This is a genomic window from Sphingobacterium sp. UBA6645, assembly GCF_002455685.1.
GTDB classification, from domain to species: Bacteria; Bacteroidota; Bacteroidia; order Sphingobacteriales; family Sphingobacteriaceae; genus Sphingobacterium; species Sphingobacterium hotanense.
In genome coordinates this window covers 376038-392348 of record NZ_DKLH01000045.1, presented here as the reverse complement: position 1 = coordinate 392348, position 16311 = coordinate 376038, and the positions used below count along the sequence as shown (strand labels likewise).

Below are 16311 nucleotides of genomic sequence, written 5' to 3'. Positions count from 1 at the left end.
CTTAAGTTTGTATGAATATTGTGAAACCATGATTACAAAACAACAAATCTTAGATGCTTTGAGTAATGTGGAAGAGCCTGATCTGAAGAAAGATTTAGTCACTCTAAACATGATTGAAAACATCGAAATTCTACCTAATAAGATAAAATTCGACGTTGTACTTACCACTCCTGCCTGCCCGCTAAAAGGCCATATAGAACATGCTTGCCGCAATGCTATTGCTTTTTTCGTGTCTAAGGATGTAGAAGTAGAAATCAACATGACCGCTCGTGTCCGTCCTGTGGAAAACGCTCAGTTAAAGAACATCAAAAACATCGTATTAGTATCCTCTGGAAAAGGGGGCGTCGGAAAATCAACCGTTGCAGCCAATCTAGCATTGGCACTGTCGCAGACAGGTGCAAAGACGGGATTATTGGATGCTGATATCTATGGCCCTTCGGTGCCTATCATGTTTGGACTAGATGGAGCAAGACCAGAATCTACGCAGACGGCCGATGGGCAGACCAAGATCGTACCTATCGAAAAATTTGGGTTGAAATTACTGTCAATCGGATTTTTTACAGATCCGAACCAACCGATTCCTTGGCGCGGCCCGATGGCGACCTCAGCAATCAAACAACTATTCAATGATACCGACTGGGGCGAGCTAGACTATTTGGTAGTCGATATGCCTCCAGGTACGGGTGATATACATATTACGGTGGCTCAACAATACCCTATTTCTGGTGCTGTCATCGTGACGACACCACAGCAAGTCGCGCTTGCCGACGCGATCAAGGGTATGGCGATGTATCAGATGGAAGGCGTGCAAGTACCGATCTTGGGTGTTATCGAAAACATGGCATACTTTACCCCTGCCGAACTTCCCGACAACAAATATTACATCTTCGGAAAAGATGGTGGAAAACGTCTTGCTGAACAAAACAATGTGCCGTTTATCGGAGAGATTCCTTTGGTAAAAGCCGTTGCAGATGCTGGTGATAATGGATTCCCGGTGGCCCTAGATGCTGATGATCCTGTAACGAAGTCCTTCGCAAGTATTGCCGGACGCGTGGCCCAAGAATTAAGCATTCTGGCAGCAACCGTTTAGAGAACGATATATAGAAATCGAAAACAAACACTTTCAAACAAAAAGGCCTCGCAAATCGCGAGGCCTTTTCTATTAAGAAAATTCAATTTAATTAATTTGAGGGTTATTCTGAATTTCCACTTGTGGAATTGGGAATGTCAATTGATCTGCATTGTATTTGAACGATTGACCTGCGAAGTATAAGTGGTTTTCACCTCTTGTAACCGTCGCTTTGTTACGTTTCAATGCTAAGTAAGATTTACCTTCACCCCAAAGCTCGATACGAGTTTGTAAGTAAATTTCGTCTTTTAAGCGCTGACCTGACAATGTTGAAAGGTAGCTTGTATTATCCAAACGCAAGTCTAATAATTTTTTCAACGATGCGATTCCCGCAGCTTCGTTTCCGATATTAGCATTTGCTTCTGCATTTAACAATACCATTTCATCAACACGCATGTACAAGTAGTCAGTTACGATTTGACGTTGACCCATTGCTTCACGCTCAGGTGTGTAGAATTTGTTGATTGGCATTAACTCGTCTGCATCAAACTGTCCTTTACGAACGTCGTTTGCAGGGATTTTAGCGTAAAGACCTTTATCAATTGCTTTAGGGTCACCAGCAGCAGCGTAGCTATAGCTCCAGTAATCTACTTGTCCCCACCATGATACTAAGTCTAAGTTGCTCGCTAATGTTAAATCAACACCCCACATCCAGCTTGGTGTAGCAATGTTATTGAAACCACCGTCGCCATTAACAACTAATCCTTGTCCGTCTAATACAGCTGCTGATTGACTTTTTGTAGTCAAAGGGAAGCCACCATTAGTAATGATATCATTAGTTAAAGTAGCTACTTTTTGCCAGTCTGCTTGCGTACCTCTAGCACCCAAAGCGTAAGCTAACAAACCTTCAGCAACGTATTTGTTGATTTGGTGTTTACCTGTTCTGTTGAATCCATTTAAGTATTCTACCGCAGTTTCCAAATCTGAAATGATTAGATCATATACTTCTTTCGTTGTAGAAAGAGGTTGATTTGGTTGATCTGTGTTCGTATAGATAGGTAAGATTTTATCATTACCAGAACCGTACTCAGGAGCATATAGATTTGCTAGGTAGAAGTAAGCATACGCACGCATAGCTTTTGCTTGTCCCATTACAAAACGAGCATCTTTTTGATCTGCAGGGATCTCCACTTCTGAGCCACCGATAGCGTCCATTGCCGAGTTTGCAGACATAATGATTTTGTAATAGTAGTTCCAAGGTTTTGAAGCCTCAGCACGTGTGTAGTCAGTTGTCGCGATATAACGAACAACGTTTGAATACCATCCGTAGTTCAGACCGGTTAATACCATGTCTGACGCTAACATATCCATATAGATATCGTATCCTTTTTGTCCGAAGTCATCATGGTCTTCATCTGCAGGAAGCGCTGTAAATGTAGTGTACATTGTCGCATACAAACCTGTGATGTAACCATTCAAAACGTTAGGATCTTGCTTACCGGCTTCTTCGATTTGGTCGGTAGACAATTGCTCTGTTGGGGCGCTGTCTAAGAAATCTTTGCTACAAGAAGCAAAAATTAAAGAGCCTGCCAACAATATATTTAATGTTTTTTTCATTTTCTTAAACGCTTATAAAATTAAAACTTAACTCTTAAACCAGCACTTACCGTTGATAAAGGTGAGTATCTGTACATGCTAGAAGAACCAGCTTGGTGAGTTGAAGGGTTAAATCCTTTTCTTGCAGAAGCAATAGCTAAGTTATCCGCAGATACCCATACTGATAATGCTTGAGCACCAAAAGTTTTAATCCAATCTGATTTGAAGTTATATCCTAAACGAACGTTATTTAACATCAAGTAGTTTGATTTCGTTAAGAATCTAGTCGATACTGAGTTAACATTCGCGTCCCAATCATTGCTTAATCTAGGCACGTCAGTAACGTCGCCTGGTTTTTGCCATCTATTGAAGATGTCGTTATGCCAGTTGTTGCTACCAATAGCATCGTTATTCATCAAAATAGCGTATGCACCGTCATAAGCATATCCACCTAGGCTATACAATAGTTGCGCGCTTAAGTCAAATCCTTTGTAACCTGCTCTTAGGTTGAAAGCACCTCTGATAGCTGGAATAGCTGATTTGCCAACGTAGTATTGTGTTGCTTGCGAATAAGTTTTTGTTGTTCCTTCTTTGATTTCTTTGTTGTCTGGGTTGTTGAACAATGCCATTGATGCGATTTGCTCACCAGCATTGAATGAACCGTCTCCGTTGTTGTCAGTGTAGTACACTTTCCACATACTTAGACCATCCTCAGGATCCACACCTACGAAGTCTCTCATGTAGAAATCATAGATTGAATGACCTTCAGCCCATCCGTAGCTTCCTTGGATATCAATAACTTTTGGTAATTGAGTCGAAGGATCGATTGGCATTTTAGTGATTTTGTTTTTGAACGCCTCACCGTTGATACCTAAATCTAAATAGAAGTTTTCATTCTTAACGATATGACCTACTAAATCAAACTCGATACCTTGGTTTCTCAATTGACCATCATTTACTTTGATAGTTTGGTAACCGATTGATGGTCCCATACCGTAGTCAAAGATTAAGTTATCTGTATTTTTGATGTAGTATTCTACTGTACCTGTTAAGAAGTTGCCGATTTCGAATTCAACACCTGTTTGGAACATTTTTGAAGTCTCCCAAGTAAGGTCTTCATTACCTTTGTTGTTGAACGTGAATGCAGCTTCGTTGTTTACATTTTCTACGTTGTAAGTGATATAACCTGGGTAGTAACCTACGCCTGCTTGATCACCTAATACACCATATGAAACTTTGTATTTCAAGAACTTGAAGATGTTCTGATCTTTCATGAAGTCTTCGTTAGACACAATCCATCCTGCACCTACCGAACCGAAAGTACCCCATTTCTCGTTTTTAAATCTTGAAGATCCATCGCGTCTTAAACTACCTGACAAGTAATACTTGTTTTTGTAATCGTAGTTGATCTGACCGAAGTAACTTTCTAATGAGTAGTCCTCAGTCCAAGATTTGATTGGGTTAGATACAACTACGTTGCTGAAGTCTAAGATATCGTTTGATACTAGGTTGTACCCTGAGTTATCAAGGATATTTGAATCCCATTTTACAGCCTCGTGAGCAGCTAATGCCTCGAAAGAGTGATCGCCGAAGTCTTTTCTATAACGTAATAAGTTTAACAAGTTATAGTAGTTCAACTCTGTACGTCTTTGGTACAATGAACCGTTTTGACCTGCTGCACTTCCGTAGAATTTGTTAGCTCTGTCGTTGTAAATATTGTTGTAGTACTGAATACCTAAAGAGTTTTCGAATGTTAATCCGTCAATAATATTGAAGTTAACATATGCTCTACCGTTTAATTCGTTACGGTTATGACGTTTGATGTCATAAGTAGCATCAGCAATCGCATTCGTTAATGAACCGAATTTACGTTTTGAAACTGTACCATAATCGAATACGCTTCCACCGTAGTAAGGATCGTCGATTGTGTTACCGTCAGCATCTCTTTGGAATAATGGGTAGATGGAAGGAATGTTGTCTACGAACCAGAAAATACTTCCTGAGTCTTCAGACTGACCACCAGTATTACGCTCTACTTTAGAGTAGTTCGCGTTCATACCCACATTGATGAATTTGTTTACTTTGTGATCTAAGCTTAAACGACCTGTTAAACGCTCGAAATCAGAGTTGATCGAGTAACCTTTATCGCCTAAATAACCTAGGGAAGTAAAGTAGTTTGTCTTCTCGCTAGAACCACCAAATCTTACGTTGATATCAGTTCTCGCTGCACTTTGGAATGCATAGTCTTCCCAGTTTTCAGGGTTGTACTTACGAGTAACGCCTGATTTCACTGTTCTTGTTGTAGGATCGATTAAATCTGCAACTGAAGATACGTTCCATATGTTGTTCAATGCGTTGATACCAGAACCTGAGAATAAACGTTGATTAGCGAATGCTACACCGTCTTGTCCTCTAGTGATACCTTCGTTGTACATCGCTTCCCAGCTTAATCCGATATATTCTTCTGCTGATTTGATTACATCATAACGTGGAAGTAATGACATGTTGCTACCGAAGTTAGCATCTGCTTCAACGAATGATTGTTGACCGCGACCTGTTTTTGTCGTAATCAAGATAACCCCATTCGCACCACGAGAACCGTAAATTGCGGTCGCAGCAGCATCTTTCAATACCGTTACGTTTTCGATGTCTGCATTGTTGATTGATGTAATGTTTCCTGAGAAAGGAACACCATCAACAACATACAAAGGATCACGGTTACCATTTACAGAACCAAAACCACGGATACGAATAGTAGCAGAGCTACCTGGCTGACCAGTAGTATTCACTACTTGTAAACCAGCAACCTCACCAGCAATCGCTTGTGAAATGTTGGAAACGTTCTTTTGTTGTAGTTTAGCACCATCAACTTTTTTCGCTGAACCCGTAAAAGCTTCTTTTGTTGTGCTACCGTAACCTACGACAACGACTTCTTCTAAAGTAGCTTCTTCGCTTACTAAGGCAGCATTAACTACTGACTTACCAGCAACTGAAATACGTTGAGAAACATACCCAACATAAGAGAATGCTAGAGTAGCATTGTCAGCAACTGTAAGGGAATAGTTTCCCGAGTCGTCTGTTTGGGTAGAAGTAGTCGTACCGACGATAATGACAGATACTCCTGATAATGGAGCGCCCCCATCTGCCGCAGTTACTTGACCACTCACTTGACGATTTTGTGCAAACGCAACCCCAATAAGGCACGTCATCACAAAAATAAAACTGAGTAATTTTTGTTTCATTTTGTTTGTAATAATTAAAGAATTCTGAGCAATAACTGTTAAAAATTGTTAAACAGGGTGCAAATATAGACTTTCATTAACCTTAAGACAAACAAAATACCTTGTTAATCAATTTTTTGTGAATAATTCAAAATATTGGTTGTTTTTTAAACTTTTTACAAAAGTAATTGGGGAAATGGCGTTATTTTATAAATTATTGATAAATAAATGTCGGTTATTAATAAGTATAGTTTTATCTAAAATTAAAATTTGGAGGTTTAGGATGATTGAATATCAATGATTTAAAGTTTTATGAATTCTAGAATTAAGAAATTCGTAATGATGTGGTAACATTGGTGTTTTATGCAACTAGCGCCATGACCTCTTATATTATCTATTGGGAATCGAATAAGTTTACACAATCAATGATAACAGAATAAAAGTTCTAAATCATTAATTGATTTTAGAATTAAAGAAACGAATGAAGCAAAAAGTCAGAATTTTCTTCTCAGAACTACCTGACTTTAATAATTTGACTCTCTAGCTTCTTAAATTAAGGTCTTTGAAAAACTAACGAACTCAATCCCGTCCGTTTAAACCAAACAAAAAGGGAGAATAAAATATTTTATTCTCCCTTTAGAACATATTTTTGCGAGCTGAACGAGTCAGTTTGTAAAAATGTTCGTTACATAACTAATATGTAACAAATTGTTCTTAATTTCTCTACAATTATCTAAATATGTCTTCTAAATTCTTTCAATGATAGCGTAAAATCAAAACTTGATGTCGTTTTCAAATATTTTCCCTTTGAAGATGCAGGTTTCCATCTTCCTGCACGCTTAAGAGCTCGTGTAGCATTTTCTAAAATCTCAAATCCAGGATCATCGAGCAACTTAATATTTGTTAGAGTACCATCTTCTTTCACAGTAAATGTTAGAGTATAAGTTCCAGAAACTCCTGCTTTAATTGCAGCATCGGGGTATTTAAAAGATTTTTGAAAAAGTACCCTAAATTCCTCTAATCCAATCTCAGGCTCTGCAGGCATAACTCCTGATAATCTATTTTGAATATACGTTTCCGACACAAGATGAGAAGGGAATCTTACAACACTCGAAACCTTGTGACCATTTTTCATAGCAGGATCCCAATTTCCTAAGTCTACAATTGTTTTTGCTAATAAATCGCGCTCAGCGTCTGAGCTTGATCGAATAAACCTAAAGGTATCCAATTTCCCAAGATCACTCACTGTAAATTCAAAATCAAATTCCGTTAATAGCTTTTTGTCGCTTATCTTCGTTTCGCTTTGGATATCCTCGATGAATTTCTCAATTCCTCCTTTCGGTAGAGCAGATTTTTCTTGCGCAAAAAGTAATGTTGGACACAATACGAACAAGCATAACATTTTCAAAATCGATTTCATAGGCAAATTCTTTAAGGCTAAAAAGGGAGGACTTAATAACGATCCTCCCTTAAATATACTCAATTATCTTGAACCAATATATGTAAACGTTTCTTCAAACGTACGTCCACCGTTTCCTTGTTTCCAATAAACTTTCAAGGTTTTAGTGGCTGGATCCCACTTACTACGTGTATCTTGTGGCGTTTGAACACCTAGCGAAGGACATTCTACTGTAACCATATTTGTAGTAGGGTCAAGATTATAGTATACCTCATTCGAATATGTACCAAGTAATCCAGGACTCAATTTCACTCTGTTTGGTCCTACAGTAACGAGTTGCACAGTTTTATTCGCATTCGGAACTAGCGAAGTATTTGCGGATGTTCTATAGTTATAAGTTCCATCGTAAGGGTTTTTGGCTGCAACATTAATTACAATATTTCCAAAGTTACCCGAAACCTCTCCATTGCTTGCTGACTTAATAGTGAATCCTATTGCATAGTCTTTATCAAAAGTGAATAAGCTTGGTTTAAACTGAACGGGAATCGTAGCTACGCGTTCACCTTTCTTAATGGTGACTTCCGTTGTAGTCACTGCGTATCGTTCGCTAGGTAATACCGCATATTCAATTTCATTCTCTGGATCTTCATTCAGATAGTCATTATAACGACCTACCAAAGCATTGTTAAGTTCGATTACAACCTTAGTATCTGACGTTGCTGCTTCAGCACCTACCACTTTAATTGGCAAGTCTAACGTCGCTGATGGAACAATGTCATATGCCAGCGAATAAACAGGAAGAGGACTCGTCACACCGGATATTGGAGTAGAAACATTTCCAAACTCTACGATGTTGGTAATTGCTCCGGGTGCATCCGGACCAATTAATTCATCATCTTTCAAACAGGATGTTGTATTTAGCAGGATTGCTGCTGCTAATATAGTTTTTATAATATTTTTCATTTTTTTTAAATTATTTTGCCCAGAAAATCTTACTTGAGAATTTGTTCACTGTTGGAACGTTGTCACCATTGTAAGCGGATTCTGTATTTGGATACAATAATCTAGTTGGTAATTTATCCGGAGCCGTTGAAACCGAACCAATCGACACGAAAGTATCATAATAGTTAGAAGTGTTATTCGCACCTTTAATTGATGGATACCCTGTTCTTCTGTATTCATTCCAAGCCTCATGTCCGAACAAGAAGTTGAAAGCGATATATTTCTGTGTAATAATTGCCTCTAATTTCTGAGCGTCGGTAGTCGCAAGCGAAAAGTTGACTAATGGAGATGTTGAATTATCATCTAAATAAAGTGCTAAATAGTCCGCCGCTGACATTGCACCTGCAAATGTTCCTACTTCGTTTTTGTTTAAGTATGTATACGAAGCAGCAATACCTTCTTCAAACAACGTCTTCGCATCACCAGATAAGATTCCACGAACGGCAGCTTCAGCAGCTAGAAACTTCGCCTCGGCTAACAACACTATAGGTTGAGCCGCAGTTGGGCCTTTGATTATCCCAATACCCCTATAATTGGATGCACTAATGGATCCGGTTGTTGGACGCAATACCCACGCAGAAGGCGATACGCCAGTCGGCGGATCGTCTTGGTAACCTAATTGATTTTTAGGAACCGACAAACCATTTGCGAAAGTTACTTTTGCACGCTCGTTATCGTCAATTTTATATCCGTCATAAAATCCGATTACAAAGTACGTAGGAATAAATTGAGTTCCCCATGTTCCAACAGATGTACCACTAGCAACATAAGCCCAAGTATTCCACATTGGATTTTGCTTACCATCCAATTTAGCAAAGCCGGGTTGCACTTGAACGTCATCGGTAATTAAACCTACAGCATCAATTGTTTCACTAGCAAAAGTTACTTTACCCTTGCCTTTAATTACTAACTTCAACTTTAAGGTGTTTGCAAATCTAGCCCAATTTGTTGCATTTCCTTTAAATACAATATCTCCATTGGTAAACTCTTGCGATAATGTAGTATTTGTTTTAAAGTATGCAATCGACTTGTCTAAGCGAGCCGCTAAATCAGCGTAGATATCCTGTGCCTTATCGTATTTTGGATAAAGATTTTCAACGCCTTTGAACGCCTCACTATAAGGAATATCATTATACGTATCGACCAAATTCATAAAATTATATACCCAAAAAACCTGAGCTGCTTGATGATATGCAGCCAAATTTTCGTCAGCTTCCGTATTCTTCAGCGTATAGGCAATATCCATTAGGACATTATAAGTATTCGTCCATAATGCAGCATTATCACCTGTAGAATAGTTGTAATCTAAAAATCCATTACCCCAACCACTCACACCGCCAGCATTTGCAAAGTACATAATGCGACCGCCATAAGTGCTAAATGTTGGAACAAGTCGTGAGGTGCCTACAATTGCTTGTGGCAAAACCAATTGCGGAGTTGATTCTGTAGGACTGTTTGGGTTATCATTTATATCCAAAGCTTTCTCACAAGAACTAAAGCCTGTAGTCAGTACAGCTCCAATTAGTGTATATTTTAAAAGTTTTTTAAACATGATCATTCTTAATTAAAAAGTTAACATTACAGAGAAGCCCAAGTAACGTGAAGGAGGCGTTTGTGACAAGCCTGTCAAACCAATTGCATTTCCGTTAGATGCGCCATTGCCATCTGAATACTCAGGATCTGTATAGACGTTAGTTGATGGAGTCCATAAGAACAAGTTTCTCCCTTGAGCACTTACGCGAGCAGCTTTAATAACTTTCTGTCTATCCAAAAATGTTCTTGGAACATTATAAGTCACGGACATTTCTCTGATTTTCCAAAATGCAGCCGAAGTTACATATGTTTCATCAATGTCTGTTCTTGGAGGCCCCATAGTCCAATAACTAGAACCACCATCATAAGTAGTAATGTTTGTGTTCGCTACGTAAGAATTCGACGCTTCATCCCAATAAGATGAGTTAGGAATAACGAAACGTTCGCGATCGTAAGCAACCGTGTTGATACCTGCACCAGAGAAGTCGAATGAACTACCGCCGTTATTGAAAATATAATTTCCAGTACGGTATTCAGCACTTGTGTAGAATGATAAGTCTTTCCATGACAATGACAAGTTCAAACCTAATGTATGCGTAGGTAGAGCTGCTCCCAGATTAATCAATTGCTCGCTAGCAGTAGGGTAACCTGTAATTTTATCGACAATGATTCTTCCTTCAGGATCTCTGTTGTAACCATATCCCATAAGTACCGGGAATTTTTCACCAGCAATCGCGTATGAACCAGTTGTTCCTCCGTATGTAGCTAAAGCAAGTTTATCTAAACCTGCAGCCAATTCTTCTACGCGGTTATCGATATACGTAAAGTTTCCACCTACCGTTAAATTCCAATCGTTATTACGAATAGGAGTTACTGTTAAACGGCTTTCTAAACCTTTCCCTGATGTGATACCAGCGTTCAATAGGTATTTGTCATACCCTGATGTAATTGAAACGTTTGTCGGAACTGTATTATCGACAGTTCTGTTGTTGAAGTAAGTTGCTTCAGCAGAGATTCTGTTGTCTAACCATGAGGATTCGAAACCCACCTCAAATGATCTTGTAATCTCCGGCTTTAGGCCTTGTTGGGGGATTTGGTTTTCTAAAGTAAAACCACCAACTCCATTGTATGGATACCCCGACCCTTGACTGAAAGTCGGCAATAAACTATATGCACCAAAGTTTGTATAATTACCAACGTTCACCTGACCAACTTTAGACCAGCTTCCACGTAATTTGAAAAAGTTCAAATAACTTAAGTCTTGTAAACTTTCAATTGCATCAGTTAGTACGAATGAAGCAGTTACACCAGGATAGAAGAATGAACGGTTGTTTGGATCTAAGATAGATACCCAGTCATTTCTTCCCGTAAAACTCAAGAATAAATAATTCTTATACGCAACATCTACTTTACCTGATAAACCGAACACTCTCGCTAGATAATTAGCTTGTCCTGCACTTGCCGGGTTAACACTATTTCCAAGATTGTAAAGATCATTCAACACTAAACCGTTAACTGAAGCTGACATGCCTGAGTTTTGATTTTGAACATATTGAAATAAAGCTGTATAATCCAATTTGAAATCACCGTTTGTATGTGTTGCATGTGCGATGAAATCAGAAACGATGTTTGTAGTATAGTTAAAGGCATCCGTTACAGATCCTAGAATATTCGATGCTTTATAAGTTCCAGAATGTAAACCAGCTGCATAAGGAGTGAATATAAATCTACCTGTGTGGTATTTATACGACTGATTCGCAGTTGTCATACCCACACGACCAGTGAAATCTAACCACTCTAAAGGTTTGAAATCTAATTGCGTATTCCCCATAAAATAATCATTTCTGATATTTTGACGGTTATTCGCTGCTACGAAGTAAGGGTTGTTATAATATGCATTGTAATAACCGTTAGGATTACCAAAAGGATTATTTTCCCAATCTTTATAAGAAAGCAATGGAATGTGTCCTGGAGATTGTAGCACATTGTCGTAGATCGTTGCATTAACAGATGTTTGATCGTAACGATTTTGAGCATAATAAGCGGTATAGGAGATATTCAACATTTCATGAAGCTCTCTTTGACCATTGACACGAGCCGACGCTCTGTTATATTTGTCAAAAGGAACTGTGCCTGTTGATTTTAAATATTGTCCTGAGAAACGGAATGAACTCTTGTCATGTTTAGATGCAACAGAAAGATTAGTCATGTTCGCAACGCCAGTTTCCCAAAAATTGTCCTTATCACCAGTCCAAGCGTATTTTCCTTTCTGTATAGAACCATCCTCCAAAGCCTCACCAATTACAACTTCAGATCCATCAAATGCAGGACCATACTGTTGATTTTCGTAAGGCTCATAGCTAGGCATATGGGCAGCATATCCTGAACCAAAACGCTTTTGAACGCCCGGCAAGAACACTACATCCTCAAACGTAGTGGTGTTTTCAATAGTTACTTCCATTCCTTGAGAAGCTGCTCCTCTTTTGGTTTTAATAACCAAGGCACCATTTGATGCTTGAGAACCATATAATGCAGCAGCGGAAGCACCGTTTAATACCGTAATATCCTCTACATCATCAGGGTTCAAGTTTCCTAACATTGAAGATGGTGAAATCACGTTGTCAATGACAATTAAAGCTTGGTTGTTTCCTGTCAACGAGCGCATACCTCGTAAAATCACGCGATAATTAGGGTTAACACCTGAGCCAACACCTTGCACTGTTAAACCGGCTACTTTACCGGTTAAACCAGTTACAACGTTTGTCGGTTTTGCTTTCTGGAGATCCTCTGCTTTAATTGTGGTCTGCGCTGCCCCTAAGGAACGTTTAGTTGCTGTTAAACCAGCACCAGTCACTACAATTTCATCTAAAGTGTTCTCGTTACTTACTAAAGAAACGTTAATTGTAGATTGTGAACCAACCGAAACGGTCTTGCTTTCGAAGCCGATGTAGCTAAAAACTAGCGTTGCTCCATTTGCTACGGAGAGTTGGTAATTTCCTTCGCCATCAGTTTGCGTTCCGGCGCTAGTTCCTTGAACTAAAACAGACGCTCCACTGATAGGTGTGCCATCAGCTGCTGATGTTACTTTACCCCTCACTTGCCGATTTTGCGCATACGATACCCCTACGAATAAAGTACACAGCAAAAAAATACTGAGTAATTTTTGTTTCATGTTTTGTTGTTGTTTAGTTAATCGCTTTTTGGTTTGCTATTAGTAACAAAATGTTAAAGTTTTGTTAAAACGCTCAGCAATTTAGGATGGCAAAGTTGTCACTACAAATAATTCAAGTAATTTTTTAATTTATTTCGTAATTCTTACTAATATTTTATCTACACAATATTTTAACAAAACATGTATTAAACATTTAAAACTTATCAATCGATACAGTTAGTTTTTATGATTTTCTAAATGAAAATATCAACTGATATGAAGAAATCATAAAAGTAATAATTAAAATCAGCCATATATTTTTATGTAAAATAACTGTTATGCAACTATTATTTTACAATTGCGTAGTTTCATTTTCACCCGAATAGAAACACGCTATTTTTCACCCTTTCTTCCTACCTTTGCAGCTATGAGATTCGATATCATTACTGTTCTACCAGACTTATTACAAAGTCCGTTTGCCCATTCTATCTTACAAAGAGCACAGAAAAAGGGTATTGCAGAAATCCATGTACACAACCTTCGCGATTACAGTGAAAACAAACAAAAATCTGTAGACGACTATCCTTATGGTGGTGGATCAGGAATGGTTATGCAAATCGCGCCATTCGCAGCATGTATCGAAAAACTGCAATCTGAGCGTAACTACGACGATGTTATCTACATGACTCCTGACGGTGTTACCTTAAATCAGGATATCGCAAACTCCTTATCTACATTAGAAAACGTCATCATCCTGTGCGGACATTATAAAGGTATCGATCAACGAATCCGTGATATATATGTTACCCGGGAGATTTCCATTGGCGATTATGTACTATCGGGAGGTGAGTTGCCAGCCGCAATTCTTGTAGATGCCATCATCCGATTAATTCCGGGAGTGCTTTCCGATGAAACCTCTGCCCTATCCGATTCTTTTCAAGATGGACTCTTAGATGCTCCTATATATACTCGCCCGGTAGAGTGGCGGGGCCATAAGGTTCCAGACATCCTATTGAGTGGGCATGAAGCAAAAATCACAGCTTGGCGCCACGAACAACAGCTACAAAGAACAAAAGAAAGGCGTCCAGATTTGCTAAATGATTAATAAAAACTTACTTTCTTTATTTTTTCTTTAAATAAAGTTTGATATTTCAAAATTTCCTTTAAATTTGCGTATTAATAATGAGAGCATTTCAATATACTAACCGTTGGTGGCTTCTGACTAAATAAGTCGGGAGGGTGGTATATTTTACGATAAGATTTTCATAATCAACCAAAACCACTGAATGGTAAGCCCGACGTAGAGTACGTCGGGCTTTTTTTATTTTTGACACAATATATTATAAACAACATATGAACTATACTTTTAAAACGAATCATAAAAACATCCTCGCAGATACGACAACACCTGTGAGCATGTACTTAAGACTTCGTGACACTTTCCCGAATAGCCTCTTGCTGGAAAGTTCAGAATACCATAGCCGCGACAACAACATCAGTTATATTTGTTGCCAGCCTATTGCGGGTATCATCCTGGAAGGCAAAACCCTGAACATTTCGCTTCCCGACGGACAAAAAATCAGCAAGAACGCTGAAGGACTTAATCTGCGGGAGGAAGTCTCCAACTTCAGAAAATCCTTTCAATCGGAAAACGCACCTGAAGTAAATGTCATTTCAAACGGTATTTTCGGCTATTTCACCTTCGACGCCGTCAACTATTTCGAAGACATCCAATTAACTACTCCCCCGCATCCTGAAAAAGATATCCCTACTCTTCAATACCATGTCTACAAATTTGTTATCGCTATAGACCACTTCAGGAATCGGTTACATATCTTCGAAAACCTATTAGACAGCGAAAGCAGCGAACTAGATCGTCTTCAATTTCTTATTCAAAACAAGAATTTTCCGGAATATACCTTCCAAAAGAAAGGGGCAGAAACTTCAAACATGAGCGACGAGGATTTCAAAAACCTTGTTTTGAAGATGAAAGAACATATTCAGCGCGGCGATGTATTCCAAATCGTTCCCTCGCGCGGATTTAAAACCCCTTTCTCTGGTGATGAATTCAACGTATATCGCGCACTGCGCTCCATCAACCCCTCGCCTTACCTGTTCTATTTCGATTACGGCGATTTTAAGCTATTCGGATCATCTCCGGAAGCGCAATTGACCATCAAAAAAGATGTCGCGAGCATCTACCCTATCGCCGGAACGTTCAAAAGAACGGGAAACATGGAACAGGACGAGAAGATTGCGGAGGAGTTGAAGAACGACCCGAAAGAATCTGCCGAACATGTGATGTTGGTCGACTTGGCAAGAAATGACCTCAGTCGTCACTGCACGCAAGTGGAAGTGAAATCATATAAAGAAGCGCAGTACTATTCCCATGTGATCCACTTGGTGTCCAAGGTAAGCGGCAAGTTAAATCCGAATGCAAATCCATTCGACGTCGTAGGCGATACTTTCCCTGCCGGCACGCTATCGGGCGCGCCAAAACATATGGCATTGACCTTGATCGATCGCTATGAGGGATTCCAACGCTCCTTCTACTCTGGAGCAATTGGCTATATGGGATTTAACGGCGATTTTAACCATGCCATCATGATTCGTTCGTTTTTGAGCAAGCAGAATAACCTGCACTACCAAGCCGGAGCGGGAATTGTATTGGACTCCGATCCCGAAAAAGAACTACAAGAAGTAAACAACAAAATATCGGCCCTTCGCAGAGCCTTAGAATTAGCGGAAACTATATAACATGAGCAAGCCAGTTTTAGTAATCGACAATTACGATTCATTCACCTATAATCTCGTTCACCTTCTACAGGAATTAAACACAGCTTACGTGGTCGTTCGCAACGACAAGTTTGAACTTGCAGACGTCGAACAATACGACAAAATATTATTATCGCCTGGGCCGGGCATCCCTGAGGAAGCCGGTTTATTGATGGATGTCATCCGCACCTACGCGCCCAGCAAAAGCATTCTTGGAATTTGCCTAGGGCAGCAGGCCATTGCCGAAGTTTTCGGCGGCACGCTGTACAATATGCCGAAGCCTTTACATGGTGTTGCGACAAGCATACACGTCACAGACCCTGAGGAAAAATTATTTCAAAATTTCCCGTCCGATTCAAAAATAGGAAGATACCATTCCTGGGCTGTAGAGGATAAAACTTTACCCGAATCATTAAAAATAACAGCTGTTGATCCCTCTGGTGTTATAATGGCATTATCGCATAAAGAATACGATGTTAGAGGAATGCAATTTCACCCGGAATCAATCTTGACCGACAATGGCAAAACCTTAATTGAAAACTGGTTAAAAGATTAACATAGAATA

At 39.2% G+C, this 16311-nt stretch carries 10 protein-coding genes; 4 read left to right on the top strand and 6 right to left on the bottom strand.

Translation table 11 applies throughout. The annotated features are described in order from the left end of the window. The first annotated feature begins 28 nt into the window (after positions 1–28). Positions 29–1090, top strand: a complete 1062-nt coding sequence (locus tag B2400_RS08975; protein ID WP_260041324.1) for an Mrp/NBP35 family ATP-binding protein — start codon at positions 29–31, stop codon at positions 1088–1090. Positions 1091–1177: 87 nt separating this feature from the next. Here B2400_RS08975 and B2400_RS08970 read toward each other — a convergent pair whose 3' ends face one another. The 6 genes from B2400_RS08970 to B2400_RS08945 form a co-directional block, all read right to left on the bottom strand. Further along, positions 1178–2686 (bottom strand): RagB/SusD family nutrient uptake outer membrane protein, encoded by a 1509-nt coding sequence (locus B2400_RS08970; protein ID WP_293932745.1) that lies wholly within the window; start codon positions 2684–2686, stop codon positions 1178–1180. A 20-nt stretch (positions 2687–2706) separates the two neighbouring features. Next, on the bottom strand, positions 2707–5907 hold the full coding sequence (locus B2400_RS08965; RefSeq protein ID WP_293932744.1) for a SusC/RagA family TonB-linked outer membrane protein: 3201 nt from the start codon (positions 5905–5907) through the stop codon (positions 2707–2709). A 712-nt stretch (positions 5908–6619) separates the two neighbouring features. After that, positions 6620–7306 (bottom strand): TonB family protein, encoded by a 687-nt coding sequence (locus B2400_RS08960; RefSeq protein WP_286650332.1) that lies wholly within the window; start codon positions 7304–7306, stop codon positions 6620–6622. A gap of 63 nt (positions 7307–7369) precedes the next feature. Beyond that, complete coding sequence (locus tag B2400_RS08955; protein WP_293932743.1) at positions 7370–8248, bottom strand: DUF1735 domain-containing protein; 879 nt, start codon at positions 8246–8248, stop codon at positions 7370–7372. A 10-nt stretch (positions 8249–8258) separates the two neighbouring features. After that, positions 8259–9839, bottom strand: coding sequence for a SusD/RagB family nutrient-binding outer membrane lipoprotein (locus tag B2400_RS08950; protein WP_286650330.1), 1581 nt, complete (start codon positions 9837–9839; stop codon positions 8259–8261). 12 nt (positions 9840–9851) lie between these two features. Beyond that, the gene (locus B2400_RS08945; RefSeq protein ID WP_286650329.1) at positions 9852–12992 is read right to left on the bottom strand and encodes a SusC/RagA family TonB-linked outer membrane protein; all 3141 of its coding nucleotides are present in this window, start codon (positions 12990–12992) and stop codon (positions 9852–9854) included. Positions 12993–13398: 406 nt separating this feature from the next. Here B2400_RS08945 and trmD point away from each other — a divergent pair, with 406 nt between their 5' ends. From trmD to B2400_RS08930, 3 genes are all read left to right on the top strand, one after another. Then, positions 13399–14076 (top strand): tRNA (guanosine(37)-N1)-methyltransferase TrmD, encoded by a 678-nt coding sequence (gene trmD / locus B2400_RS08940; RefSeq protein ID WP_286650328.1) that lies wholly within the window; start codon positions 13399–13401, stop codon positions 14074–14076. Between the two features lie 248 nt (positions 14077–14324). Then, positions 14325–15728: an anthranilate synthase component I family protein gene (locus B2400_RS08935; protein WP_293932740.1), complete on the top strand. Its 1404-nt coding sequence runs from the start codon at positions 14325–14327 to the stop codon at positions 15726–15728. Between the two features lies 1 nt (position 15729). Further along, positions 15730–16302: an anthranilate synthase component II gene (locus B2400_RS08930; RefSeq protein ID WP_293932738.1), complete on the top strand. Its 573-nt coding sequence runs from the start codon at positions 15730–15732 to the stop codon at positions 16300–16302. Positions 16303–16311 lie beyond the last annotated feature (9 nt).

Excerpts from the sequence above, each read along its gene's own strand:
- B2400_RS08930 (WP_293932738.1), top strand. The coding sequence starts at position 15,730 with ATGAGCAAGCCAGTTTTAGTAATCGACAATTACGATTCATTCACCTAT.
- B2400_RS08955 (WP_293932743.1), bottom strand. The coding sequence starts at position 8,248 with ATGAAAAATATTATAAAAACTATATTAGCAGCAGCAATCCTGCTAAAT.
- B2400_RS08950 (WP_286650330.1), bottom strand. The coding sequence starts at position 9,839 with ATGTTTAAAAAACTTTTAAAATATACACTAATTGGAGCTGTACTGACT.
- B2400_RS08970 (WP_293932745.1), bottom strand. The coding sequence starts at position 2,686 with ATGAAAAAAACATTAAATATATTGTTGGCAGGCTCTTTAATTTTTGCT.
- B2400_RS08935 (WP_293932740.1), top strand. The coding sequence starts at position 14,325 with ATGAACTATACTTTTAAAACGAATCATAAAAACATCCTCGCAGATACG.
- B2400_RS08960 (WP_286650332.1), bottom strand. The coding sequence starts at position 7,306 with ATGAAATCGATTTTGAAAATGTTATGCTTGTTCGTATTGTGTCCAACA.
- trmD (WP_286650328.1), top strand. The coding sequence starts at position 13,399 with ATGAGATTCGATATCATTACTGTTCTACCAGACTTATTACAAAGTCCG.
- B2400_RS08965 (WP_293932744.1), bottom strand. The coding sequence starts at position 5,907 with ATGAAACAAAAATTACTCAGTTTTATTTTTGTGATGACGTGCCTTATT.
- B2400_RS08945 (WP_286650329.1), bottom strand. The coding sequence starts at position 12,992 with ATGAAACAAAAATTACTCAGTATTTTTTTGCTGTGTACTTTATTCGTA.
- B2400_RS08975 (WP_260041324.1), top strand. The coding sequence starts at position 29 with ATGATTACAAAACAACAAATCTTAGATGCTTTGAGTAATGTGGAAGAG.